This window comes from Leptolyngbya sp. Heron Island J (genome assembly GCF_000482245.1).
Lineage (GTDB): Bacteria > Cyanobacteriota > Cyanobacteriia > Phormidesmidales > Phormidesmidaceae > Leptothoe.
This window is the reverse complement of sequence record NZ_AWNH01000105.1, coordinates 44,816-61,022: the sequence shown is the minus strand read 5'-3', so window position 1 is coordinate 61,022 and position 16,207 is coordinate 44,816. Positions and strand designations below refer to the sequence as shown.

Here is a 16,207-nt window from a genome sequence, read left to right as displayed (position 1 = left end):
GACAACAATGCTACCTAAATTAAAGACCTAATCTAAGAGATTCCCAATACTGACCTAAATCCAACCTCAGTTAGGCTGAGGGTTTACTTAAAATTCACCAACTAACCCCTCAGGCAAGGCTCAAGAGTTTATCAGCCAGCCCCTAGAAAGCAACTCACAAGCCAATTTCCTATTCTTTTTATCGTTATCCTCGGGCTCTTTTGCCTTCTACCATAGCAAAGAGTGCCAAACACAGGGGCCAAATAAAATACTGTAAAAACAGAACAGAATTAAAATACAAAAACGCCATCATCACCAGGGTCGATGCCGTAAAGACACCCACCCTTTCCTTCCAAAAACTTAGATAAACCAGGGCCATCAGCAATAGCATCAACAATTTAGCCCTGAGACCCACTAACCATGGATAATCCACAGCAAAAATGACATCAATAGACGGAGCACCGCTAATATGTAAATCCCCTAAGCGTGTGGCAGAAAACAAAACGGACTTGAAGAAGCCCTCCGCATTCCACAGAATAAACGGCAGCGATGTGACCAGGGGCACACTGACAATAATTAGCAATCCAATCAAGCAATTCTTGGCATACCTGTCCCGCTTTTTCCACAGATAAACCAGATATAGCGGCAATAAGAAGACAGCAATCTGTTTGATCCCCAAGGAGATACTAAACAGTAACAACGCTAAGGGAGTTTTTTTGCTTAAAAGAGCTAACGAAAATACCAAAAAGACAATGGCCGCAAACTCTAGATGATGGACGCGAACAATATAAATGCTCCAGCGGCCTAACAAAATAACCGTAGATGCGGCGATGCCTAGCAGCAAGACTCCTCGCTTTTGAAAGTATTGCAGCGTCAGACCAACAATACCCATATGACAGAGCAAAGACAGGGGCCGCCAAAAATAGAGCCAGTCGCGATACTCTAGAAATCCCAGCTTTTGCACCAGGGCCGATAACAGATAAGCGATGGGAAAATAGGTGGCATATTTGTCATTTTCCCTGAGGTTGCCTGCCAAAATCCTGGCATAGGGATTTTCTCCAGCCAGAATACGTTTCCCCTCTAGCCAGATATAGTACATATCGTGGCCCTGCAGCTCAGTAGCTGGGGTTTGCCAAAAGTGGTAGTGAATAAAAAAGCCAGCAAATGCCAATGGTAAGAAAATCAGCCAGTACAGCTGATTTCCTCTAGATAACCTGGACATAGTGAATGCCTGAAACAACAGAATGCAACTTGGGCATAGTTTAAGGCTCCAGTATGCCACTAACAGGACAGGTTAGCCCCCGACGCTTGGGCAAGTTTGAAGTGTGTTTCTTGCCAAACTTGGGGGCTCAAGCACCTGTCCAGATACGGCCAAGTATTGCCCTAAACTCGTCGTTCAACCACCAGGGTAAAGCGAGCAGCGAGCATACCAATCGATGCGATCGCAACCAGCGGCGAAAAATATGCCAGACCCACCGCACCACCGATTAGACCTGCAGTGAGGGGAATCTCCAGCAAGGTGCGACCTTCAGCATTTTTAATCACAATTCGTCGGATATTACTCTCATTGAGTAATTCTTGTACCTTACTCACCAGAGTCTCACTATTCACCGAAAACTCTTCAGTTGACGATTCATGACCAGGGGGGGGATTAGGAGTAGACGGATCGGGGTCAGAGTAGCTCATAGGATGTTTAAAGATTGACCTAACGTTAGTGAACAAACCGGATGTCTAACGACAAACCTGCTCCTGTGATACCGGGTATATCCAGGAACAGGCCGTCATTCTAAACCTTCTTTTTAGTTTTGCACCGCCAGGATTACGCAGCGTCTGTCTTAATCCAGATATTTCTCCAGGGTGCTTGATAAGGTGCTCGCTGGGACAGCACCGACCACAGTGTCAGCCACCTCACCATTCTTAAACACCAGCAGGGTGGGAATGCTGCGGACACCATAGTTGCTGGCACTGTTAGGATTATCATCCACGTTGAGCTTGAGCACCTTGACTCGACCTTCAAACTTGGCCGCCACCTCATCGACAACGGGCGCTACCATCCGACAAGGACCGCACCAGGGTGCCCAAAAATCTACCAATACGGGCACTTCGCTACCCAGTACATCAGTTTGAAAATTGGCGTCAGACACCTCGTTTACCAAAACACTTTCAGCCATTTTTTGATCTCCTTAAAAACCAACTCATCAGTAATACAGTAGCCCTATCAAGGTAACTCTGCATTTTCTCGATGACCTAATTATAGTTCCAAAATATCGAACTAATATGGGCGGTCATCTACCCTTTAACCCGGTCTGCCAGGCATAGACCCATGTCATAATGCAGGTATGCGTCCAATTTTCCATCCAGATACAACTCAAATAACCCTGGCAGACGTACTGTACGCCCTGGGCGATCCAGTCAGGCTCAAAATTGTGAAAACCATCGCCCAAAAAGGCGAGCAAGCTTGTCGTAGCTGCGGTGGTGATGACATCGCTAAGTCTACGCTGTCCCACCATTTTAAGATTCTGCGTGAAGCTGGCATTGTTCATACCCAGAAGGTCGGCACCCAGCATTTGAACTCATTGCGCCTAGATGAGTTAGAAGCCCGGTTCCCAGGGGTGCTGCCGTCAGTGCTGGCGGCAGCGACTGACATTGAAGTATGTGATGAATAACGCCCACATTATTCAATCACGATGGCCCGAAAATCATTCACATTCGTCAGGGTTGGCCCCGTCACGACCAACGCGCCAATGGATTCAAAAAAGCTATAGCTATCGTGGGTATTGAGATATTTCTGGGCGTTGTGGCCCTGTTGCCATAGCTCGGGTGTAATCAAAGCACCGGCGTTGTCTTCACTGCCATCGATGCCATCGGTATCACAGGCAATGGCGGTGATACCAGGCTCACCATCTAGATAGCTGGCCAGGGCCAGTAAAAACTCGCTATTACGCCCCCCTTTGCCGACAAAGTTTTGCTGCACCGTAACCGTAGTTTCCCCCCCCGAGAGGATGACGCAGGGGGGCGCAACGGGTTGGTGATGACGTTTGGCTTGCCGGGCGATGGCTCCATGGACCAGGGCCACATCGCGGGCTTCGCCTTCAATGGCATCGCTGAGGATCAGCGGGGTATAGCCGTGGGCGATCGCAACTTGAGCTGCGGCTTCTAAGGACTGCTGAGGCGTGGCAATCAGATGATTGGTGGTTGTACTCAGGCGCGGGTCGTTAGGGGCAATGACCGGGTTGGGATTGCGCTTTAGATAGTCCCGCACTGGATGGGGGATCGTCATCTGATAGCGGTCTAAAATATCCAGGGCATCAGCGGCAGTAGCGCCATCGCCGACGGTGGGACCCGATGCGATCGCGCTCAGACTATCCCCCGCCACATCCGAAATAATCAGCGACACCACTTTAGCTGGATACGCCGCTGCCGCCAGCCGTCCTCCTGATGAACAAGACAGAGCCTTACGTACCGTATTCATCGCCGTAATATCTGCACCCGAGGCTAGCAGTTGCCGATTAATATCTGCCAAATTTGCCAGATTAATGCCATCTGGGGGCAGAGTAAACAGCGCTGAGCCGCCTCCCGAAATCAAGCAAATCACCAGATCATCAGCGGTCAAAGACTCGACCCGTTGTAAAATCTGCCGGGCTCCACGCATCCCATTTGCATCCGGCACCGGGTGCCCCGCTTCAATCACCTCGATGGAGTTAGTGGCTACTCCATGGCCATAGCGAGTAATCACTAACCCTGGGATCGGGTCAGAATTTCCGGCTTGAGCCCAGGTATCCTCCACAGCTTTGGCCATGGCTGCTGCGGATTTACCAATGCCAACTACCACCACCCGTCCTGTGGGCCTGGTCTTTAAATAGGGTGCTAAAGCACGGGCTACTTGTTCTTGAGGCATGGCAGCTGCCACAGCAGCCGCAAATAAGTCTTGCAGCAGATGAGCGGACGACATAGTCTGGGTTGGCAAAGCGGTAGATAGGGTGGAGAGCATAGCCTGATTGCTAAGTAACTAATATAAGGGGCTTCAGAGGTTGTGTAAAAAGTGTCTGCTGATCCAGGGCGGAATGCTACTTTTAACACCCTCTCAAATGTCAACGATTGGTGATTGTGAGCAAAATGTTCCGGATTAGGCCGTAAATGAGTCACCTGACAGCAACTCACCATCAGGCTGAAGCGATACCTGGGCTGTGCAATCGTAGCGCGATCGCACAGCTAACTACTATGAGTTTTAGGCGCAGTTTTAGCTGATGAAGGCATTAATAGCTGTTGCATCACTCGCAACAGCATCGATGGCTGAAACAAGGCATCAGATGACTGCACCATATGAAAAACATTAAACAACAACAAAGTCACTTGCGGCTCTTTTGTTGTTAGCTGTATGAGTCGATCCATGTACCAGCCAATGGCCTTTTCCATTAGGGTTGGCGGCCGCTCCAATCCCTTGACGCTAGGATACTTTGCATCTTGACTGGTCGCGGCAATCCAAGGGATCGCATTCACCTTAGCAAGCTCGCTTTGAAAACGGCTTGGCAGTTCTGTTAGTGCAGTTTCTGATAAACACTGTTGCAACAGTACAGCCCCTAACGCCGCCACTGTCATTCCCTGTCCATAAATCGGCGTGAAGCAGCAAACAGAATCGCCGATGGCAATAAAGCCTTGTGGCTGGCGGCTGAGGCGTTCATAGTGGCGTAATCGATTTCCGGGGGGATGATATATCCCGATCTCAGTCGCAGGTTTGGCCGCTTTAACAGCATCGTAAATATGCGGGCTCGGCAAATTTTGCAAAGCATCTAGAAAATCAGCTTCGTTGTTAGCAGGTCGTTGAGGAGCTGTTGCGCACACTCCAACAATCCAACGGTTATTTTCAATCGGATAGATGACTCCCATGGATGTGCGCTCAGGAGGTGCTGCCTGAATATAGACTCCTCTCCAGTTCTCATTAAACTCAGCAGGAATTTCATAGAGGCGGCTGGCATAGCCCATTGAGGTGGTGATGACCGTCTCTTCGGGGGGCTCATAACCAATCTTTTGCAACCACTTGGGTGCTTGAGAACTATAGCCACTGGCATCAACGACTAAAGCTGCGGTCAGATCTTTGTACTGTACCTGCCGTGGATTATCCAAGTCTCTTTGGCGCATCCGCACACCCGTCACAGCGGTTTGAGCCGCGTTGGTCAGCAAGTCTGTGACATAGCTTGATTCCAGTACTTGGATTTGGTCGAACTGGGATAATCGCCGATAAATCAGCCAATCGAGAATGTATCGACTGAAAGATAACGCCTTAAATCCAGATGGGAAACGTACTCCCCAACCAAAGGGATTCAGCCATTCCACATCTGTACCCATGTCTAAGACAGCGGCACCCGCATCAATCAGTTCTGCCTCCAATCCCGGAAACAACTCTTCCATGATTTGACGCCCCCGAGTGAGCAAAATGTGCAGCTGGGTGCATTGGGGTATGCCTTTGCGTGGAGCCGGTGCTGCCATTGGCAAGCTATCGCGCTCCAAAATCGTGACCCGTTCAAAGTGATCTGTCAAAACCCTTGCCGTCAGCAATCCTGCGATACTGCCACCAATCACAATGGCATGCCGATCTACTGAAGAAATCTGCGCCATAGCCGCTCCGTATTTAATTAATTAAAAATTCCATTCATTAACTTACTGAGGTCGCGGACCCATGTCAACTATGAATTAATTTTTTAGTTCAATAGTGATTCCGGTTATGATGGGGATTGGACAACTTAAGAAATCTGTGTGGCCAAGAAATCGACTCAAAAGCCGACGTCTAAGCGGACGGGACGAGATGCGGAACAAACCAAGCAACAAATTTTAGATGCTGCTGAGCTTGAATTTGCCAAGCATGGATTGCAAGGGGCGAGAACTGAGGCAATCGCCAAAGGTGCGGGTGTCGCCTCTCGCATGATTTACTACTACTTCGAGAATAAGGTGGGCTTATATCAAGCGGTGCTGCAGCGTCCAGCCACCGAGGTTCAGGATGCGATCGCCCAAATTGATTTTGACTCGTTATCTGCTGATCAAGCTTTAGCGGCTGTGATCCGAGCAGCAATCGCCTACGAGACCAAGCATCGACATCGAGGCATGCTCTTATTCCAGGAGGCCAGTCAAAACCAGGGAAAATACTTTATGCAAACCAACTGGCAACAAGCAATGGATCTGCTCACCGGCCTGCTAGAGCAAGGAATACAAACTGGTGTTTTTCGTCCGCTAAATCTCCAGATGACTACGCTCAATATCATTGGGGTTTGCGTTTTTTATGGCAATGCCCATGAAAACCTGAAGCATCTGACTCCGAATCAGGATCTATTAAGTGAGGAAATGGTTGAGCAGTATACACAAGCCGCAATCAACTTGATCCTAAAGGGTGTTCAAACCTCAAGTGATCACCAATAGTCTTCACACTACTGCCAACCTCGGCAAGCGCAGCAGTATAAGGCTCAGGTTCACCCATATCAGATAACTATTCAATTTCAGCCAGAACTGACTATTTCATCAGGTGCAATCGAATAGTGAGGCAACCATCGCCCTATTGTTTATCGTTTCAAGTATTTTCACGTCTCAAAACCAACCCTGCTGCGGCAAACTCCTCATTACCTTCAAGCCGACCTTCTACGCGCTCTATCACCTTAAAGCCTTCAGAAAGATAAAGCTCTAGAGCAGGTGTATTGCCTTCAAGCAGTTCAATTTCCATGGTTGGTGCTGAGTTGGCAACAGCATGTTGAACTAATGCCCGTCCCACCCCTTTTCGATAAAATTTAGGATCAACATACAGCCAGGCGAGTTCTTCATCTCCATAAGCGATAAACCCTTGCACGACATGATCGACTTCTGCGACAAAGAGTTTGTTATCAAAAAGGCCCTCATTGTCAGCAGTTTGTTCAAGGGTAAGAAACGCATCTGTACCTACACTTAAAGCCAATTCATCAAGACGTGATACATCATGGATCTCGCACAGCCTAGGCCAGTCTGTAGATTTATAAGGACGTATGTTGATCACCATTCTCCCTTGCAACAACGCTTATAAGGCACGCTAGCTCAGGGTAGCGCATCCGACAAGATTTGCGATCGCACTTTCGAGAACAACTAATACCAAATTCGAGGTTACCTGACCCTGAATTGCCAGATCCAGCAGCTTTTGATTGCTGTATCTCTCTAGCAACTTATTTCTGGTGTATGCAACACATCGAATTTGGTAGACGAGCTTGGGTTGCTGGGCTGGAAAAGTCTAACAACTGAAATAACCGGCAGGCATGGAGCGTAGCGGAGTGCCTGTCTGAGTTGATTGATTTGTTAGCCGCTGCTAGAGGCGCTGACCTTTAAAATACACGCTGATTTTGTGGACGGGATATTAAGGTGGCCTGCCCAATGACAGCCCCCCAGACTACTGTTTCCTTATGCCAACAGCGAACTCACTCTTGTCATCATCATAGTTTCCACCCGCAACATCGCTGTAGGTCGCTGTAATCGTGAAACCCGCTAGTTCAATTTCTTTGCGTAACGAATCCAGACTAAAATACTGTAGCCAGTTGTAGACCTCCCATTCACGCTCTTTAGTAAAGAGTGCGTACTTATCGAGAGCGACATGTTCCTCTGTATACAGAAAGGTGTTCAAAAAGCCGTAGTACTCTTCTACAGCCCAAAAGCCATTTAGTAGGTTGTGAGCATACTGAGTGACTTCTTCACGTCGCCCAAAACCAGCAAGGCTGTAGACGTCAAACACAACATGACCGCTGTCATCCAACAATGCATGGAACTTATTCAGCAGCTGCGAGCGTTGTTGTGGGCTTAGCGCACAAAAATCACACATTAACAGCGTGATCAGGTTGTACTGTATATCACCTTCGAACTGAAGATAGTCCTGATTAACGTAGTTTATCGACAGAGATGCCTTTTCTGCCTGTGTCCTGGCATAATCGATAGAACGAGTTGAGAAGTCGACTCCGGTCACCTCAGCTCCCAGCTGAGCAAAACGGATGGTGTAGAGCCCGGGGCCGCAACCGAAGTCACAGATTTTGGTGTTTGTGTTGATGTTGAACTGGGTGTTCATCCACCCCACAGAACGATCGATGAACGAGGTGCGGCGTGAAGCAATATCAACATCATGGTTGAGATGAAGCTGCAGCATCTGCTCGGAGGTGTGCTTGTCATCCCAAAGTAAGGCAGCAGTATAACGCGACCATATCGCAGGCCGTTGATTAATCAGCTTAAGTTTTTCAAACATGTCATGATCCTGAAATTATGAAGAACGGATCAGCGACAATTTTAAACAAGTAATCATTAGATCATTGGGAGAATTGTCACTAACCAGAGGCGTTGATTGCAATATGAGAGAACATTTGGCACCTCCTTACCCCTATTGGACTCTAGCTTACGCTCTTTCAGTCCTGTTCTAATTTTGGGGGTCACTACAGTTAAATTTGACTGGCTCTAGCGTAACGTATACCCTCTTAAACTCTTTTTCTTTGATCGCCATTTAACACTTGGACAGGTATCGTCTAATGTCTTTAAACAAAGCCTCATACTCTGTTACCGGATGAAGATGGCCCCGTTCCTTGAAGACTCGCAGCACACTGCCCCTAATGGCCTGATGCTTATACTGAGCAAAGCAAAAGCTCGCAAAAAAGTCATCCGTTCCGTGCCAGATCTGCACCGGGTAGCTTATCTCCTCTAGGTGAAATCCCCAATCTCGATAACATCGGATCGCATCGTCTGCAGGACCACGACTCCCTTGGGCAAAACTCTCTTTGACTATGTTGCGGAAAAAGTGCGCATTATTGTCGGAACCAAGAATCAACGCTTTATCGTCGTCACTCATTGACGAGCGTAACAAGTTTGCGAAGCCTCGGTCGCTTAAATGTCGGGCAGCCAGCCCTATGAGCGAAAAGGGAATCTGAAACAAGAGTTTGAAGCTTAGCGCGATCCTCAAGAAGAAGCGATCCAGGGGTGCCAGTGAGCTTCGCAGGTCTTCGACTTGGGCCACAGGTGCCCAGCCCGCCACATCGTAGGCAAAAAGCAGCCGATTAGGGATTGCATAGGCACAGGCATTGATGTACGCGCCACCCCCAGACAAGCCGATGAGACCGAATCGTTCGTGCGACCTATAATCAGCAAAGTCGATGACGTCTTTCGGCCAGTCGAGCACATGATAGTTCATTGCGTGAGAGGAGCGACCGCAACCCGGTCTATCGAGGGCGAAAATCTCAAAGCCGGATGCGAGCGCCCATGGGTGACTCGGCGCTGCCTCAAATCGGGATCCCGGACACCCGTGAAAGTAATAAATGGGCGTTCCGCCTTCTTTTCCGTAGCGGGCGAAAGCTAAGATTCGCCCATCAGCAAGTGTGTGGCATTGCGTGTTGATTGCCTGGAAATCGATGTAAGGGAGTTGACGATCAATCATACGCTTCTATACATGAGAGGGATGATTTCGACGCATAACGTTGCCCATCAACCGCCGTAAATCACCTTTGCATTTTAACCGATCGACTCTCGGCGGTCGGTGTGCATGGGCAACGTTATGATACGTTTGGGCAAAGAGTAACTTTTCAATGACTAGGAAGGCGCTGGAAATCTTGCGCAACAATACCTTCTCGTATGTTTAAGCTAAGTCTTTGCGCGGTGAGTTGCCGAACTTGCGAGAATATTCGCGACTGAACTGTGTGGGGCTTTCATACCCAACCTCGAACGCAGCAGTGGAAACGCTATGGGTCCCATTCATCAACAATCGACGGGCTTCGAGGAGCCTGAGCTCTTTCTGATATTGCAATGGCGTCGTCGCTGTAAGCGCCTTGAAATGCTCGTGAAAGGATGACGGGCTAAGCCCCGCAACACTGGCCAACTCTGCCACGGTGAGGGGGTTGGAGTAGTCCTGCTTAATGCGGGCGATCACCTTAGCTATGCGGTCAGCCTGGCTCCCACGCCGAAGCAACTGACGCAGTATGCCGCCGTGCTGTGCTAGGAGCAGTCGGAAATGGATTTCACGTAGGACCAGCGGAAGTATTACCTTTGCTTCAAAAGGTCGATCAATCAAATCGACAAGCCGCCCCATCGCATCGAGCAGCGCCCCATCTGTCTTGCCAACATTGAGTGCCCAAGCATGCTCTTCTTCAATTTCGACTTCGCTCACCTCGTCGTAGAGACTGCGTACTATACCCATGTCAAGTTCCAATACGATTGCCACGTAGGGCTTCATCTCGGTTGCCTCGGTCACGCGCGAGATAACCGGCAGTTGATGGCTGACAATCAGGGACTCGCCCGCCGTAAAACTCACTCGGCGCATGCCCAAATGGGTTTCCTTACGTCCCTGGAGGATTAAGCAGAACAGGGGATTGTAAAGCACTGCTTCCAAAGCTGTAGGTTTGCGGCTTCGTAGAATGGTAAGTCCGGCAAGGTCAGTGGAATACAACTCCATGTCAGCCTGTTGGCAAGCTGCGTGGCGATCTGCATAAGCACAAACATGGGCAATGAGATCTTGGTTCTGCATAAACGCTTCCTTTTCAGTCCATAGGTCACATAGACCAAGATACGCATGTGGATCGTAAAACAATCAATAGCTCGGAGGATCAGGCAGATCTTTCGGAGGATGCGGCAGGCAGTCTGGATTGATTAGACCTAAATTTGGAACATAACCAGTTTAGGGATGACTATGACTGACAAAATCGCTCTCATCACTGGCGGTAGCGGCGGTCTTGGCCGTAGCAGTGCCGTGTATCTGGCCGAGAAAGGTGTTGGTGTCGTGCTCACATACCTAAGCCGTTCGAGCGTATCGAAGTTTCCGGCAGCATGAACCTTTAAAGATAGAAACAGCTAAAACATGAGCAAGACAATTTTAATTACTGGGGCCTCCAGTGGCATCGGTAAGGAAACGGCGAAGTTCTTCCAGACGAAAGGCTGGAACGTAATCGCCACCATGCGCACACCGGAAAAGGAAGAAGAGCTAACTCAGTTAGACAATATTCTGATTACTCGTTTAGACGTGACTGAAAGCAGTTCAATCCATGGGTCCATGGCCGAGGGTATCCAGAAATTCGGACGCATTGACGTACTGCTGAATAACGCAGGATACGGTGCCTACGGCCCCCTTGAAGCCTTCCCAATGGAGAACATCTGTCGCCAGTTTAACACCAACGTGATTGGCCTCCTGGAAACAACAAAAGCGATACTGCCCCATTTCCGCGCAAACAAGGCTGGGATAATTGTGAACATTAGCTCAATTGGTGGACAGATGACGTTTCCCCTCAGCACGCTCTATCACGGCACCAAATTTGCGGTCGAGGGTCTTTCCGAAGCATTGCATTATGAGTTAGAACCCTTTGGCGTAAAGGTGAAGATTGTCGAGCCCGGCATGATTCGCACAGATTTTGGTGGTCGTTCTTTTGATTTTGTCAATAACGAGACGATAGAAGAATACCAGGGTACCGTGCAAAAGCTCTTTGCCCACTGGGGTAGCGTTGGTGAACATGCCTCTGAACCCAGTGTCGTGGCAGAGGTAATTTGGACTGCCGTGACCGACGGTACCAGTACACTGCGCTATCGAGCTGGCAAAGATGCTGTTGAATTGCTGGATAACCGCAAAGCCCAGGACGACGAATTCTTTATCGGCAATATAAAAAAACAGATAGGGCTGTAAGTTGCAGCACGTATCCTCTTCTGAATTAATCCCCGAAACAATACAGATAACGGAGAATTAACTATGTCTCGTGATCAACACCGTTCTTCTGGATCTTCAGCGACAACCCGTCGCAAACTCCTCTCGACCGGTGCCATTGGTGTAGCAGCTGCTGCTACTGCTGCTGGCGCTCTAGGCACACCTGCCGCCGCACAGGACACTTCTACTGGTGTGACCGCACAGCCATCGCTAGAACCGACGGGTGAATTTTCAGGTCAATGCGCTTTTATAACAGGGGGTGCTCGGGGCATCGGCTATGCCTGTGCTGAAGAGTTTGCTAGAGCGGGTGCAAATATTGTTCTCTACGACATCGCAGGCAATATCGATACAGTCAACTATCCACTGGCAACCGAGCAAGACTTGGCAACGACAAAATCGAATATCGAAGCCCTTGGCGTCAAATGCATCGCGATTAAGGGCGATGTTCGCGACAGTATAAAGCTGGAAGAGAGTGTTGCACGTACAATCAGCGAATTCGGTCGTCTAGACATACTAGTCGTCAATGCGGGTGTCACACACGTTGGCGTGCTCGATGAGTTTCCTGATGAAGAAGTCCAAACGGTCATTGACATCAACCTCACTGGAGCCATCAAAACCACTCAAGCAGCATTACCGATCATGCGCAGGCAGAACGCTGGCCGCATTGTGATGATTTCCTCAATCTTGGGACGGATTGGCAACGAGAACTTCTCGGTCTATGCATCAACGAAATGGGGATTAATCGGTTTCGCTAAGAGCACGGCTCTCGCGATGGCCACACATAATGTGACATGCAATTCGGTGTGCCCAGGATGGGTGCGGACAAAACTGGCAGACAACGACTATATTCTCAACGCTGTGTCCCCAGAAAATCCAAACTTTGAAGCTGTGTCAGAGGCAGCCGCAGCAAGCTACCATCCTTTACCCATGGGAGCTTACGAACCTGTTGATATCGCACGAGTAGTCAAGATGTTTTGTGGTCAAGCTACGGCGATGGTTACTGGAGAAGTTTTTGACATCTCGCAGGGCCAAAACGCACGATTCAACGCTTGATGAGCGGATACGATCTCAGTAACTTAGGCTTCATAACGTCTCAAATCAGCGGCAGCCATGAAACTTGAACTCAGTACCAATGAATTTCAATCGCCCGCTGCATTTGAATAGTTAGGTTGATGGACAGATGCATGTTAGCAAGTAGTTTATATTCTTCTGAAAACAAAATAATCCCATAACTTTTTCCGGAACATCAGTCTTATCCCTGACAGGTGGCTAGCTGCCTAATAATTTGCTCTAATACGTTTGCCGCAGCGTTCAAGCTCTCGTCCTTGTCTGATTGAGCTGCAATCCAGAGCGCCGCATCGATCATGGCACCGTTTAGCAGTACCGCAAGGGCTTGCGGATCAACACTCGGTAAGATCTTTCGATTCATCAAATCAGCGATCGCTTCAGTCAGCGGATCAAGACTACTTTGCGCGTCAATATCACGTAGCCTTTGACCGAGAACAGAAGGCGCATCCTTAAAAACGATGCGCTGTATTTCTGGCTCAAGCGCAAACGTTAGATAGGCTCGGCAGACTCTCACAAAAGACTCCAGCGAGGTGTCATCGCCGCCGATTTCTAGGAGACGTTCACCCATTTCGTGATCAATCTCTCGCACAACGGCCTCAAATAACCCTTCTTTGCCACCAAAGTTGTGATAAAGCGCTCCTCTCGTGACGCCAACGCTGGCACAAAGCTTATCCATAGAGGTTTCGGTGTAACCGACTTCAAAGAAGCTCTTGCGGGCTGCTGCAATGAGCTGCGCTGAGGTCTCTGCTTTTTTTTGGGCTCGGGATTTTGACATGAAACAGTCGCTTTTATCTTGACATACGAAACGTATGCGAGTTATCACATACATAACGTAGGTTAAATCATTGGATATGTATAGGCAAGCAAGTCTTCTTGAGACAGTGCGTTCAGCAAATCGTCAGGATATTCCCTTTCTGGCGCTGATGGATTTAGAAGCCTCACGGTCACCTTTCGCGCATTCCTTTTGGGACGAGCTGCTAGCGCCAACCGGAACGTCTTCAGTTCAGCTCCTTGAATCAATGTTTCGATGTGGCGCATCCCTATGGGGGCGTATCGAAGATTTTTTGATCATTGAAAGAGATAAGCAACCGGTTGCGACCTGTGCGGTGTATCGCCCCTCATCAACGCCAGTCATAAATGGCCCGTTCAATCTTAGCAAGCTGCCCGAAATTGCTGAAATGCTTGACTGGAATACTTCTACAGCTAAAAGGTTTGAACAGGCTTATATCAAGGTCTGGGGAAACGACAACTATTTTCTTAAACCCCAGGCTGAGCTGATTGTTGAGACCGTCGCGGTTGCCCCTGGGCACCGAGGCTCGGGGCTCGGACATAGCTTAATGAAGGCAGCCTTCAAACGCGCTCGTGAAGCAGGGGCTTCCTCATTAGGTGTCATGGTGATCCATGGTAATGACCCAGCAAAAGCGCTTTATGAAAAGTACTTCGAACCGTTTATTTCTTTTCACTCTGCTTTCTTTGATGGCACATTTCCTGGTCTAACTAAGTATCGAGCCAACCTTAATCACTAGGAGAAAGAACAATGAATACGATGATCGTTATGTATAACCTTGCTGAAGATCAAAATGAAAAAGACTTTGAAACCTGGTTGAACGAAATCGACATTCCTGCCTATACAAAAATGTCATCAATGCGTAACCCCACTTATTTTCGAGCTGCGGCCCTTCGGGGTGAGGGCAAATTACCCCCATACAAATATGTTGTTGTTATCGAAATCGATAGCCCAGAGGCAGTAGAAAGAGAAATGGCTGACCCCGTGTGGGAAGTCTTTATCGCTGACATCGAGAGCCGAATAACTGACGCTACCTATATGACGGCAACTAAAATCGCGCCGTAGCTGCGTTGACTCAGACGTAAAAGGGGGTGAACTCATACTCAAGCGCAACCCCTTCACCCTAGGAAACCAATAGCAATCTAACTATATATTCAGCAGCAGATCTGCTGGATAAGATCTGCGTGATCCCCCCCTATTCATAGAACTTATACCGAATTTTTGCTGTATAACTCCGGGAATCCAGGGTGTTATCCAGCACTTTTGACAGTTAAGTATAGGAAATAGGGATCTTATCCAGCAGATCTGACAGATAAGCACCCCTATGAGGGAGTTATACAGCACTTACCACGGCACCACCCCAGCCGCCACGCTTGTTAGATCAAGTTAGAGAAGTCTCTCGATTAAAGCATTTCAGCCTTTCAACTGAAAAGTCTTATATCCACTACATTCGGGATTTCATCCTGTTTCATAACAAGCGATATCCAAAGGATATGGGAGCGCCTGAAATTAGGGCTTACTTATCACATCTAGCTCTTCACCGTAATGTGGCGGTATCAACTCGCCATAGCTTTGCCACCCATCTTTTGGAAAATGGCTATGATATCCGCACCGTACAAGAGCTATTAGGTCATAAGGATATAAAAACAACTATGATTGATACCCACGTGCTTAATCACGGTGGTCGTGGAGTTAAAAGCCCATTAGATACCTAATCTAAACAAGCAATGTTCAGGGACCATCATGAGACATCTTACACCGCTGCAGATGCCTGCTGACCTTGTTACCATCAGAAAGAGTCTCCCACTCTACTCTGCCATTGATCATATCAATATCTACCGCAGCAATAACATGAATCGACATCGGTAGTCCTAACAGTTCGCTAGGCACATAATCCACAAAACATAGTACCCATGAGGGTACTTTTATCTTTTACCTGGTTTAGCCTCGTTAGGCGACACGAGAATAAACAAAAAGGGAATCAATGGCCATAAAACCGAGTTTAGCGGCCAGTCGAGTAGATGCCTGATTGGACTCGGTGGCTCCCCAGACGGGTTGTTTCCCATTCTGAGCCATCAGACGTGCCAGATAGTGGAAGCACTGGGTCGCGTATCCTCTACGGCGGTAAGAAGGTAGAGTATCGATCGCCACATCCCATAGGGTTTCTGTAATAGCACCGGCATAGCAAAACGCCACAGGCTGGTCGGCTAATAGGGTTGTGGCGATTGTTGTGCCGGTACAAGTTGCAATTTCAAGTTCCTCGCGAAGGGTGCGATCGCGAATCGATTGCACCTCTCCAGGCTCAAGCAAACGCACAGACTCCGACGCAGAGTCTAGCAATGGATTGGGATCACTGAGCCTATGCAGAGTAGCTAGCTCGGAAGTCCAGTTTGGCAGCGCTCTTGTCACCCAATCGGCATTTTCCGGCACTGCGAGGATTTCAGTAGCCCTCTGAGCAATCTCTCTGATCAGCTCCAAGTCTGGTTGCCCAACAACAGCCGCAAGTTTGATGTCCGGCTGCAATACGACGCCTGTTGGTGTTGGGGTAAGTTCAACACCATAGGCATGACCACGGCCTGCAAGCAACATGCCTCGAACCTCTACCCAACGAGGAATATCAGGAAGTGCAGTGAGCAAAGAATCAGTTAATGCCATCTTTATGGATTCATAAGCTAACAAAAAGCGGCAGAGCCCCTGCGAGACTCTGCCGC

19 protein-coding genes are annotated in these 16,207 nt (G+C 48.7%); 8 read left to right on the top strand and 11 right to left on the bottom strand.

Features of this window, described 5'->3' with window-relative positions:
• Positions 1 to 184 precede the first annotated feature (184 nt).
• The 3 genes from N836_RS66880 to trxA all read right to left on the bottom strand — a co-directional run bounded on the left by N836_RS66880 (position 185) and on the right by trxA (position 2,150).
• The gene (locus N836_RS66880) at positions 185 to 1,201 is read right to left on the bottom strand and encodes a hypothetical protein (protein ID WP_023075940.1); all 1,017 of its coding nucleotides are present in this window, start codon (positions 1,199 to 1,201) and stop codon (positions 185 to 187) included.
• A gap of 161 nt (positions 1,202 to 1,362) precedes the next feature.
• Positions 1,363 to 1,665 carry a DUF4342 domain-containing protein gene (locus tag N836_RS66875; protein WP_023075939.1) on the bottom strand — a complete coding sequence of 101 codons (303 nt, stop codon included), beginning with the start codon at positions 1,663 to 1,665 and terminating at the stop codon, positions 1,363 to 1,365.
• A gap of 149 nt (positions 1,666 to 1,814) precedes the next feature.
• The gene (gene trxA / locus N836_RS66870) at positions 1,815 to 2,150 is read right to left on the bottom strand and encodes a thioredoxin (protein ID WP_023075938.1); all 336 of its coding nucleotides are present in this window, start codon (positions 2,148 to 2,150) and stop codon (positions 1,815 to 1,817) included.
• A 168-nt stretch (positions 2,151 to 2,318) separates the two neighbouring features.
• Between trxA and N836_RS66865 the strand changes: the two genes are divergently transcribed.
• On the top strand, positions 2,319 to 2,645 hold the full coding sequence (locus tag N836_RS66865) for an ArsR/SmtB family transcription factor (protein WP_023075937.1): 327 nt from the start codon (positions 2,319 to 2,321) through the stop codon (positions 2,643 to 2,645).
• A gap of 8 nt (positions 2,646 to 2,653) precedes the next feature.
• On the opposite strand, the gene N836_RS66860 is transcribed toward N836_RS66865, so the two are convergent.
• Positions 2,654 to 3,931, bottom strand: coding sequence for a glycerate kinase type-2 family protein (locus N836_RS66860; protein WP_031294090.1), 1,278 nt, complete (start codon positions 3,929 to 3,931; stop codon positions 2,654 to 2,656).
• Positions 3,932 to 4,191: 260 nt separating this feature from the next.
• Complete coding sequence (locus N836_RS66855; RefSeq protein ID WP_023075935.1) at positions 4,192 to 5,595, bottom strand: FAD-dependent oxidoreductase; 1,404 nt, start codon at positions 5,593 to 5,595, stop codon at positions 4,192 to 4,194.
• A 138-nt stretch (positions 5,596 to 5,733) separates the two neighbouring features.
• On the opposite strand from N836_RS66855, the gene N836_RS66850 reads away from it, so the two are divergent.
• Positions 5,734 to 6,390, top strand: a complete 657-nt coding sequence (locus N836_RS66850) for a TetR/AcrR family transcriptional regulator (protein ID WP_023075934.1) — start codon at positions 5,734 to 5,736, stop codon at positions 6,388 to 6,390.
• Positions 6,391 to 6,538: 148 nt separating this feature from the next.
• Here the strand turns inward: N836_RS66850 and N836_RS66845 are convergent, their stop codons facing one another.
• From N836_RS66845 to N836_RS66830, 4 genes are all read right to left on the bottom strand, one after another.
• The gene (locus N836_RS66845) at positions 6,539 to 6,997 is read right to left on the bottom strand and encodes a GNAT family N-acetyltransferase (protein ID WP_023075933.1); all 459 of its coding nucleotides are present in this window, start codon (positions 6,995 to 6,997) and stop codon (positions 6,539 to 6,541) included.
• Positions 6,998 to 7,378: 381 nt separating this feature from the next.
• Complete coding sequence (locus N836_RS66840; RefSeq protein WP_023075932.1) at positions 7,379 to 8,218, bottom strand: class I SAM-dependent methyltransferase; 840 nt, start codon at positions 8,216 to 8,218, stop codon at positions 7,379 to 7,381.
• Positions 8,219 to 8,470: 252 nt separating this feature from the next.
• Positions 8,471 to 9,394, bottom strand: a complete 924-nt coding sequence (locus tag N836_RS66835) for an alpha/beta fold hydrolase (protein ID WP_023075931.1) — start codon at positions 9,392 to 9,394, stop codon at positions 8,471 to 8,473.
• Between the two features lie 198 nt (positions 9,395 to 9,592).
• Positions 9,593 to 10,477, bottom strand: coding sequence for an AraC family transcriptional regulator (locus N836_RS66830; RefSeq protein ID WP_023075930.1), 885 nt, complete (start codon positions 10,475 to 10,477; stop codon positions 9,593 to 9,595).
• A 156-nt stretch (positions 10,478 to 10,633) separates the two neighbouring features.
• Here N836_RS66830 and N836_RS76135 point away from each other — a divergent pair, with 156 nt between their 5' ends.
• The 3 genes from N836_RS76135 (at position 10,634) to N836_RS66820 (ending at position 12,694) form a co-directional block, all read left to right on the top strand.
• The gene (locus N836_RS76135) at positions 10,634 to 10,780 is read left to right on the top strand and encodes a KR domain-containing protein (RefSeq protein ID WP_327058731.1); all 147 of its coding nucleotides are present in this window, start codon (positions 10,634 to 10,636) and stop codon (positions 10,778 to 10,780) included.
• A gap of 27 nt (positions 10,781 to 10,807) precedes the next feature.
• On the top strand, positions 10,808 to 11,623 hold the full coding sequence (locus tag N836_RS66825; RefSeq protein WP_023075929.1) for an SDR family oxidoreductase: 816 nt from the start codon (positions 10,808 to 10,810) through the stop codon (positions 11,621 to 11,623).
• 63 nt (positions 11,624 to 11,686) lie between these two features.
• Positions 11,687 to 12,694, top strand: coding sequence for an SDR family NAD(P)-dependent oxidoreductase (locus N836_RS66820; protein ID WP_023075928.1), 1,008 nt, complete (start codon positions 11,687 to 11,689; stop codon positions 12,692 to 12,694).
• Between the two features lie 199 nt (positions 12,695 to 12,893).
• Here the strand turns inward: N836_RS66820 and N836_RS66815 are convergent, their stop codons facing one another.
• Positions 12,894 to 13,484, bottom strand: coding sequence for a TetR/AcrR family transcriptional regulator (locus tag N836_RS66815; RefSeq protein WP_023075927.1), 591 nt, complete (start codon positions 13,482 to 13,484; stop codon positions 12,894 to 12,896).
• Positions 13,485 to 13,560: 76 nt separating this feature from the next.
• Here N836_RS66815 and N836_RS66810 point away from each other — a divergent pair, with 76 nt between their 5' ends.
• The 3 genes from N836_RS66810 to N836_RS74955 all read left to right on the top strand — a co-directional run bounded on the left by N836_RS66810 (position 13,561) and on the right by N836_RS74955 (position 15,211).
• Positions 13,561 to 14,235 carry a GNAT family N-acetyltransferase gene (locus N836_RS66810; protein WP_051394697.1) on the top strand — a complete coding sequence of 225 codons (675 nt, stop codon included), beginning with the start codon at positions 13,561 to 13,563 and terminating at the stop codon, positions 14,233 to 14,235.
• A gap of 11 nt (positions 14,236 to 14,246) precedes the next feature.
• Positions 14,247 to 14,561 (top strand): hypothetical protein, encoded by a 315-nt coding sequence (locus tag N836_RS66805; protein ID WP_023075925.1) that lies wholly within the window; start codon positions 14,247 to 14,249, stop codon positions 14,559 to 14,561.
• Positions 14,562 to 14,869: 308 nt separating this feature from the next.
• The gene (locus N836_RS74955; protein ID WP_071789096.1) at positions 14,870 to 15,211 is read left to right on the top strand and encodes a site-specific integrase; all 342 of its coding nucleotides are present in this window, start codon (positions 14,870 to 14,872) and stop codon (positions 15,209 to 15,211) included.
• 235 nt (positions 15,212 to 15,446) lie between these two features.
• On the opposite strand, the gene N836_RS66795 is transcribed toward N836_RS74955, so the two are convergent.
• A complete protein-coding gene (locus tag N836_RS66795; RefSeq protein WP_023075923.1) occupies positions 15,447 to 16,151 on the bottom strand; it encodes a GNAT family N-acetyltransferase in 705 nt (234 codons plus the stop codon).
• Positions 16,152 to 16,207 lie beyond the last annotated feature (56 nt).

Bases quoted from the DNA above. Each gene is read 5' to 3' on its own strand.
- N836_RS66880 (WP_023075940.1), bottom strand. From the start codon at position 1,201: ATGTCCAGGTTATCTAGAGGAAATCAGCTGTACTGGCTGATTTTCTTA.
- N836_RS66875 (WP_023075939.1), bottom strand. From the start codon at position 1,665: ATGAGCTACTCTGACCCCGATCCGTCTACTCCTAATCCCCCCCCTGGT.
- trxA (WP_023075938.1), bottom strand. From the start codon at position 2,150: ATGGCTGAAAGTGTTTTGGTAAACGAGGTGTCTGACGCCAATTTTCAA.
- N836_RS66865 (WP_023075937.1), top strand. From the start codon at position 2,319: ATGCGTCCAATTTTCCATCCAGATACAACTCAAATAACCCTGGCAGAC.
- N836_RS66860 (WP_031294090.1), bottom strand. From the start codon at position 3,931: ATGTCGTCCGCTCATCTGCTGCAAGACTTATTTGCGGCTGCTGTGGCA.
- N836_RS66855 (WP_023075935.1), bottom strand. From the start codon at position 5,595: ATGGCGCAGATTTCTTCAGTAGATCGGCATGCCATTGTGATTGGTGGC.
- N836_RS66845 (WP_023075933.1), bottom strand. From the start codon at position 6,997: ATGGTGATCAACATACGTCCTTATAAATCTACAGACTGGCCTAGGCTG.
- N836_RS66840 (WP_023075932.1), bottom strand. From the start codon at position 8,218: ATGTTTGAAAAACTTAAGCTGATTAATCAACGGCCTGCGATATGGTCG.
- N836_RS66835 (WP_023075931.1), bottom strand. From the start codon at position 9,394: ATGATTGATCGTCAACTCCCTTACATCGATTTCCAGGCAATCAACACG.
- N836_RS66830 (WP_023075930.1), bottom strand. From the start codon at position 10,477: ATGCAGAACCAAGATCTCATTGCCCATGTTTGTGCTTATGCAGATCGC.
- N836_RS76135 (WP_327058731.1), top strand. From the start codon at position 10,634: ATGACTATGACTGACAAAATCGCTCTCATCACTGGCGGTAGCGGCGGT.
- N836_RS66825 (WP_023075929.1), top strand. From the start codon at position 10,808: ATGAGCAAGACAATTTTAATTACTGGGGCCTCCAGTGGCATCGGTAAG.
- N836_RS66820 (WP_023075928.1), top strand. From the start codon at position 11,687: ATGTCTCGTGATCAACACCGTTCTTCTGGATCTTCAGCGACAACCCGT.
- N836_RS66815 (WP_023075927.1), bottom strand. From the start codon at position 13,484: ATGTCAAAATCCCGAGCCCAAAAAAAAGCAGAGACCTCAGCGCAGCTC.
- N836_RS66810 (WP_051394697.1), top strand. From the start codon at position 13,561: ATGTATAGGCAAGCAAGTCTTCTTGAGACAGTGCGTTCAGCAAATCGT.
- N836_RS66805 (WP_023075925.1), top strand. From the start codon at position 14,247: ATGAATACGATGATCGTTATGTATAACCTTGCTGAAGATCAAAATGAA.
- N836_RS66795 (WP_023075923.1), bottom strand. From the start codon at position 16,151: ATGGCATTAACTGATTCTTTGCTCACTGCACTTCCTGATATTCCTCGT.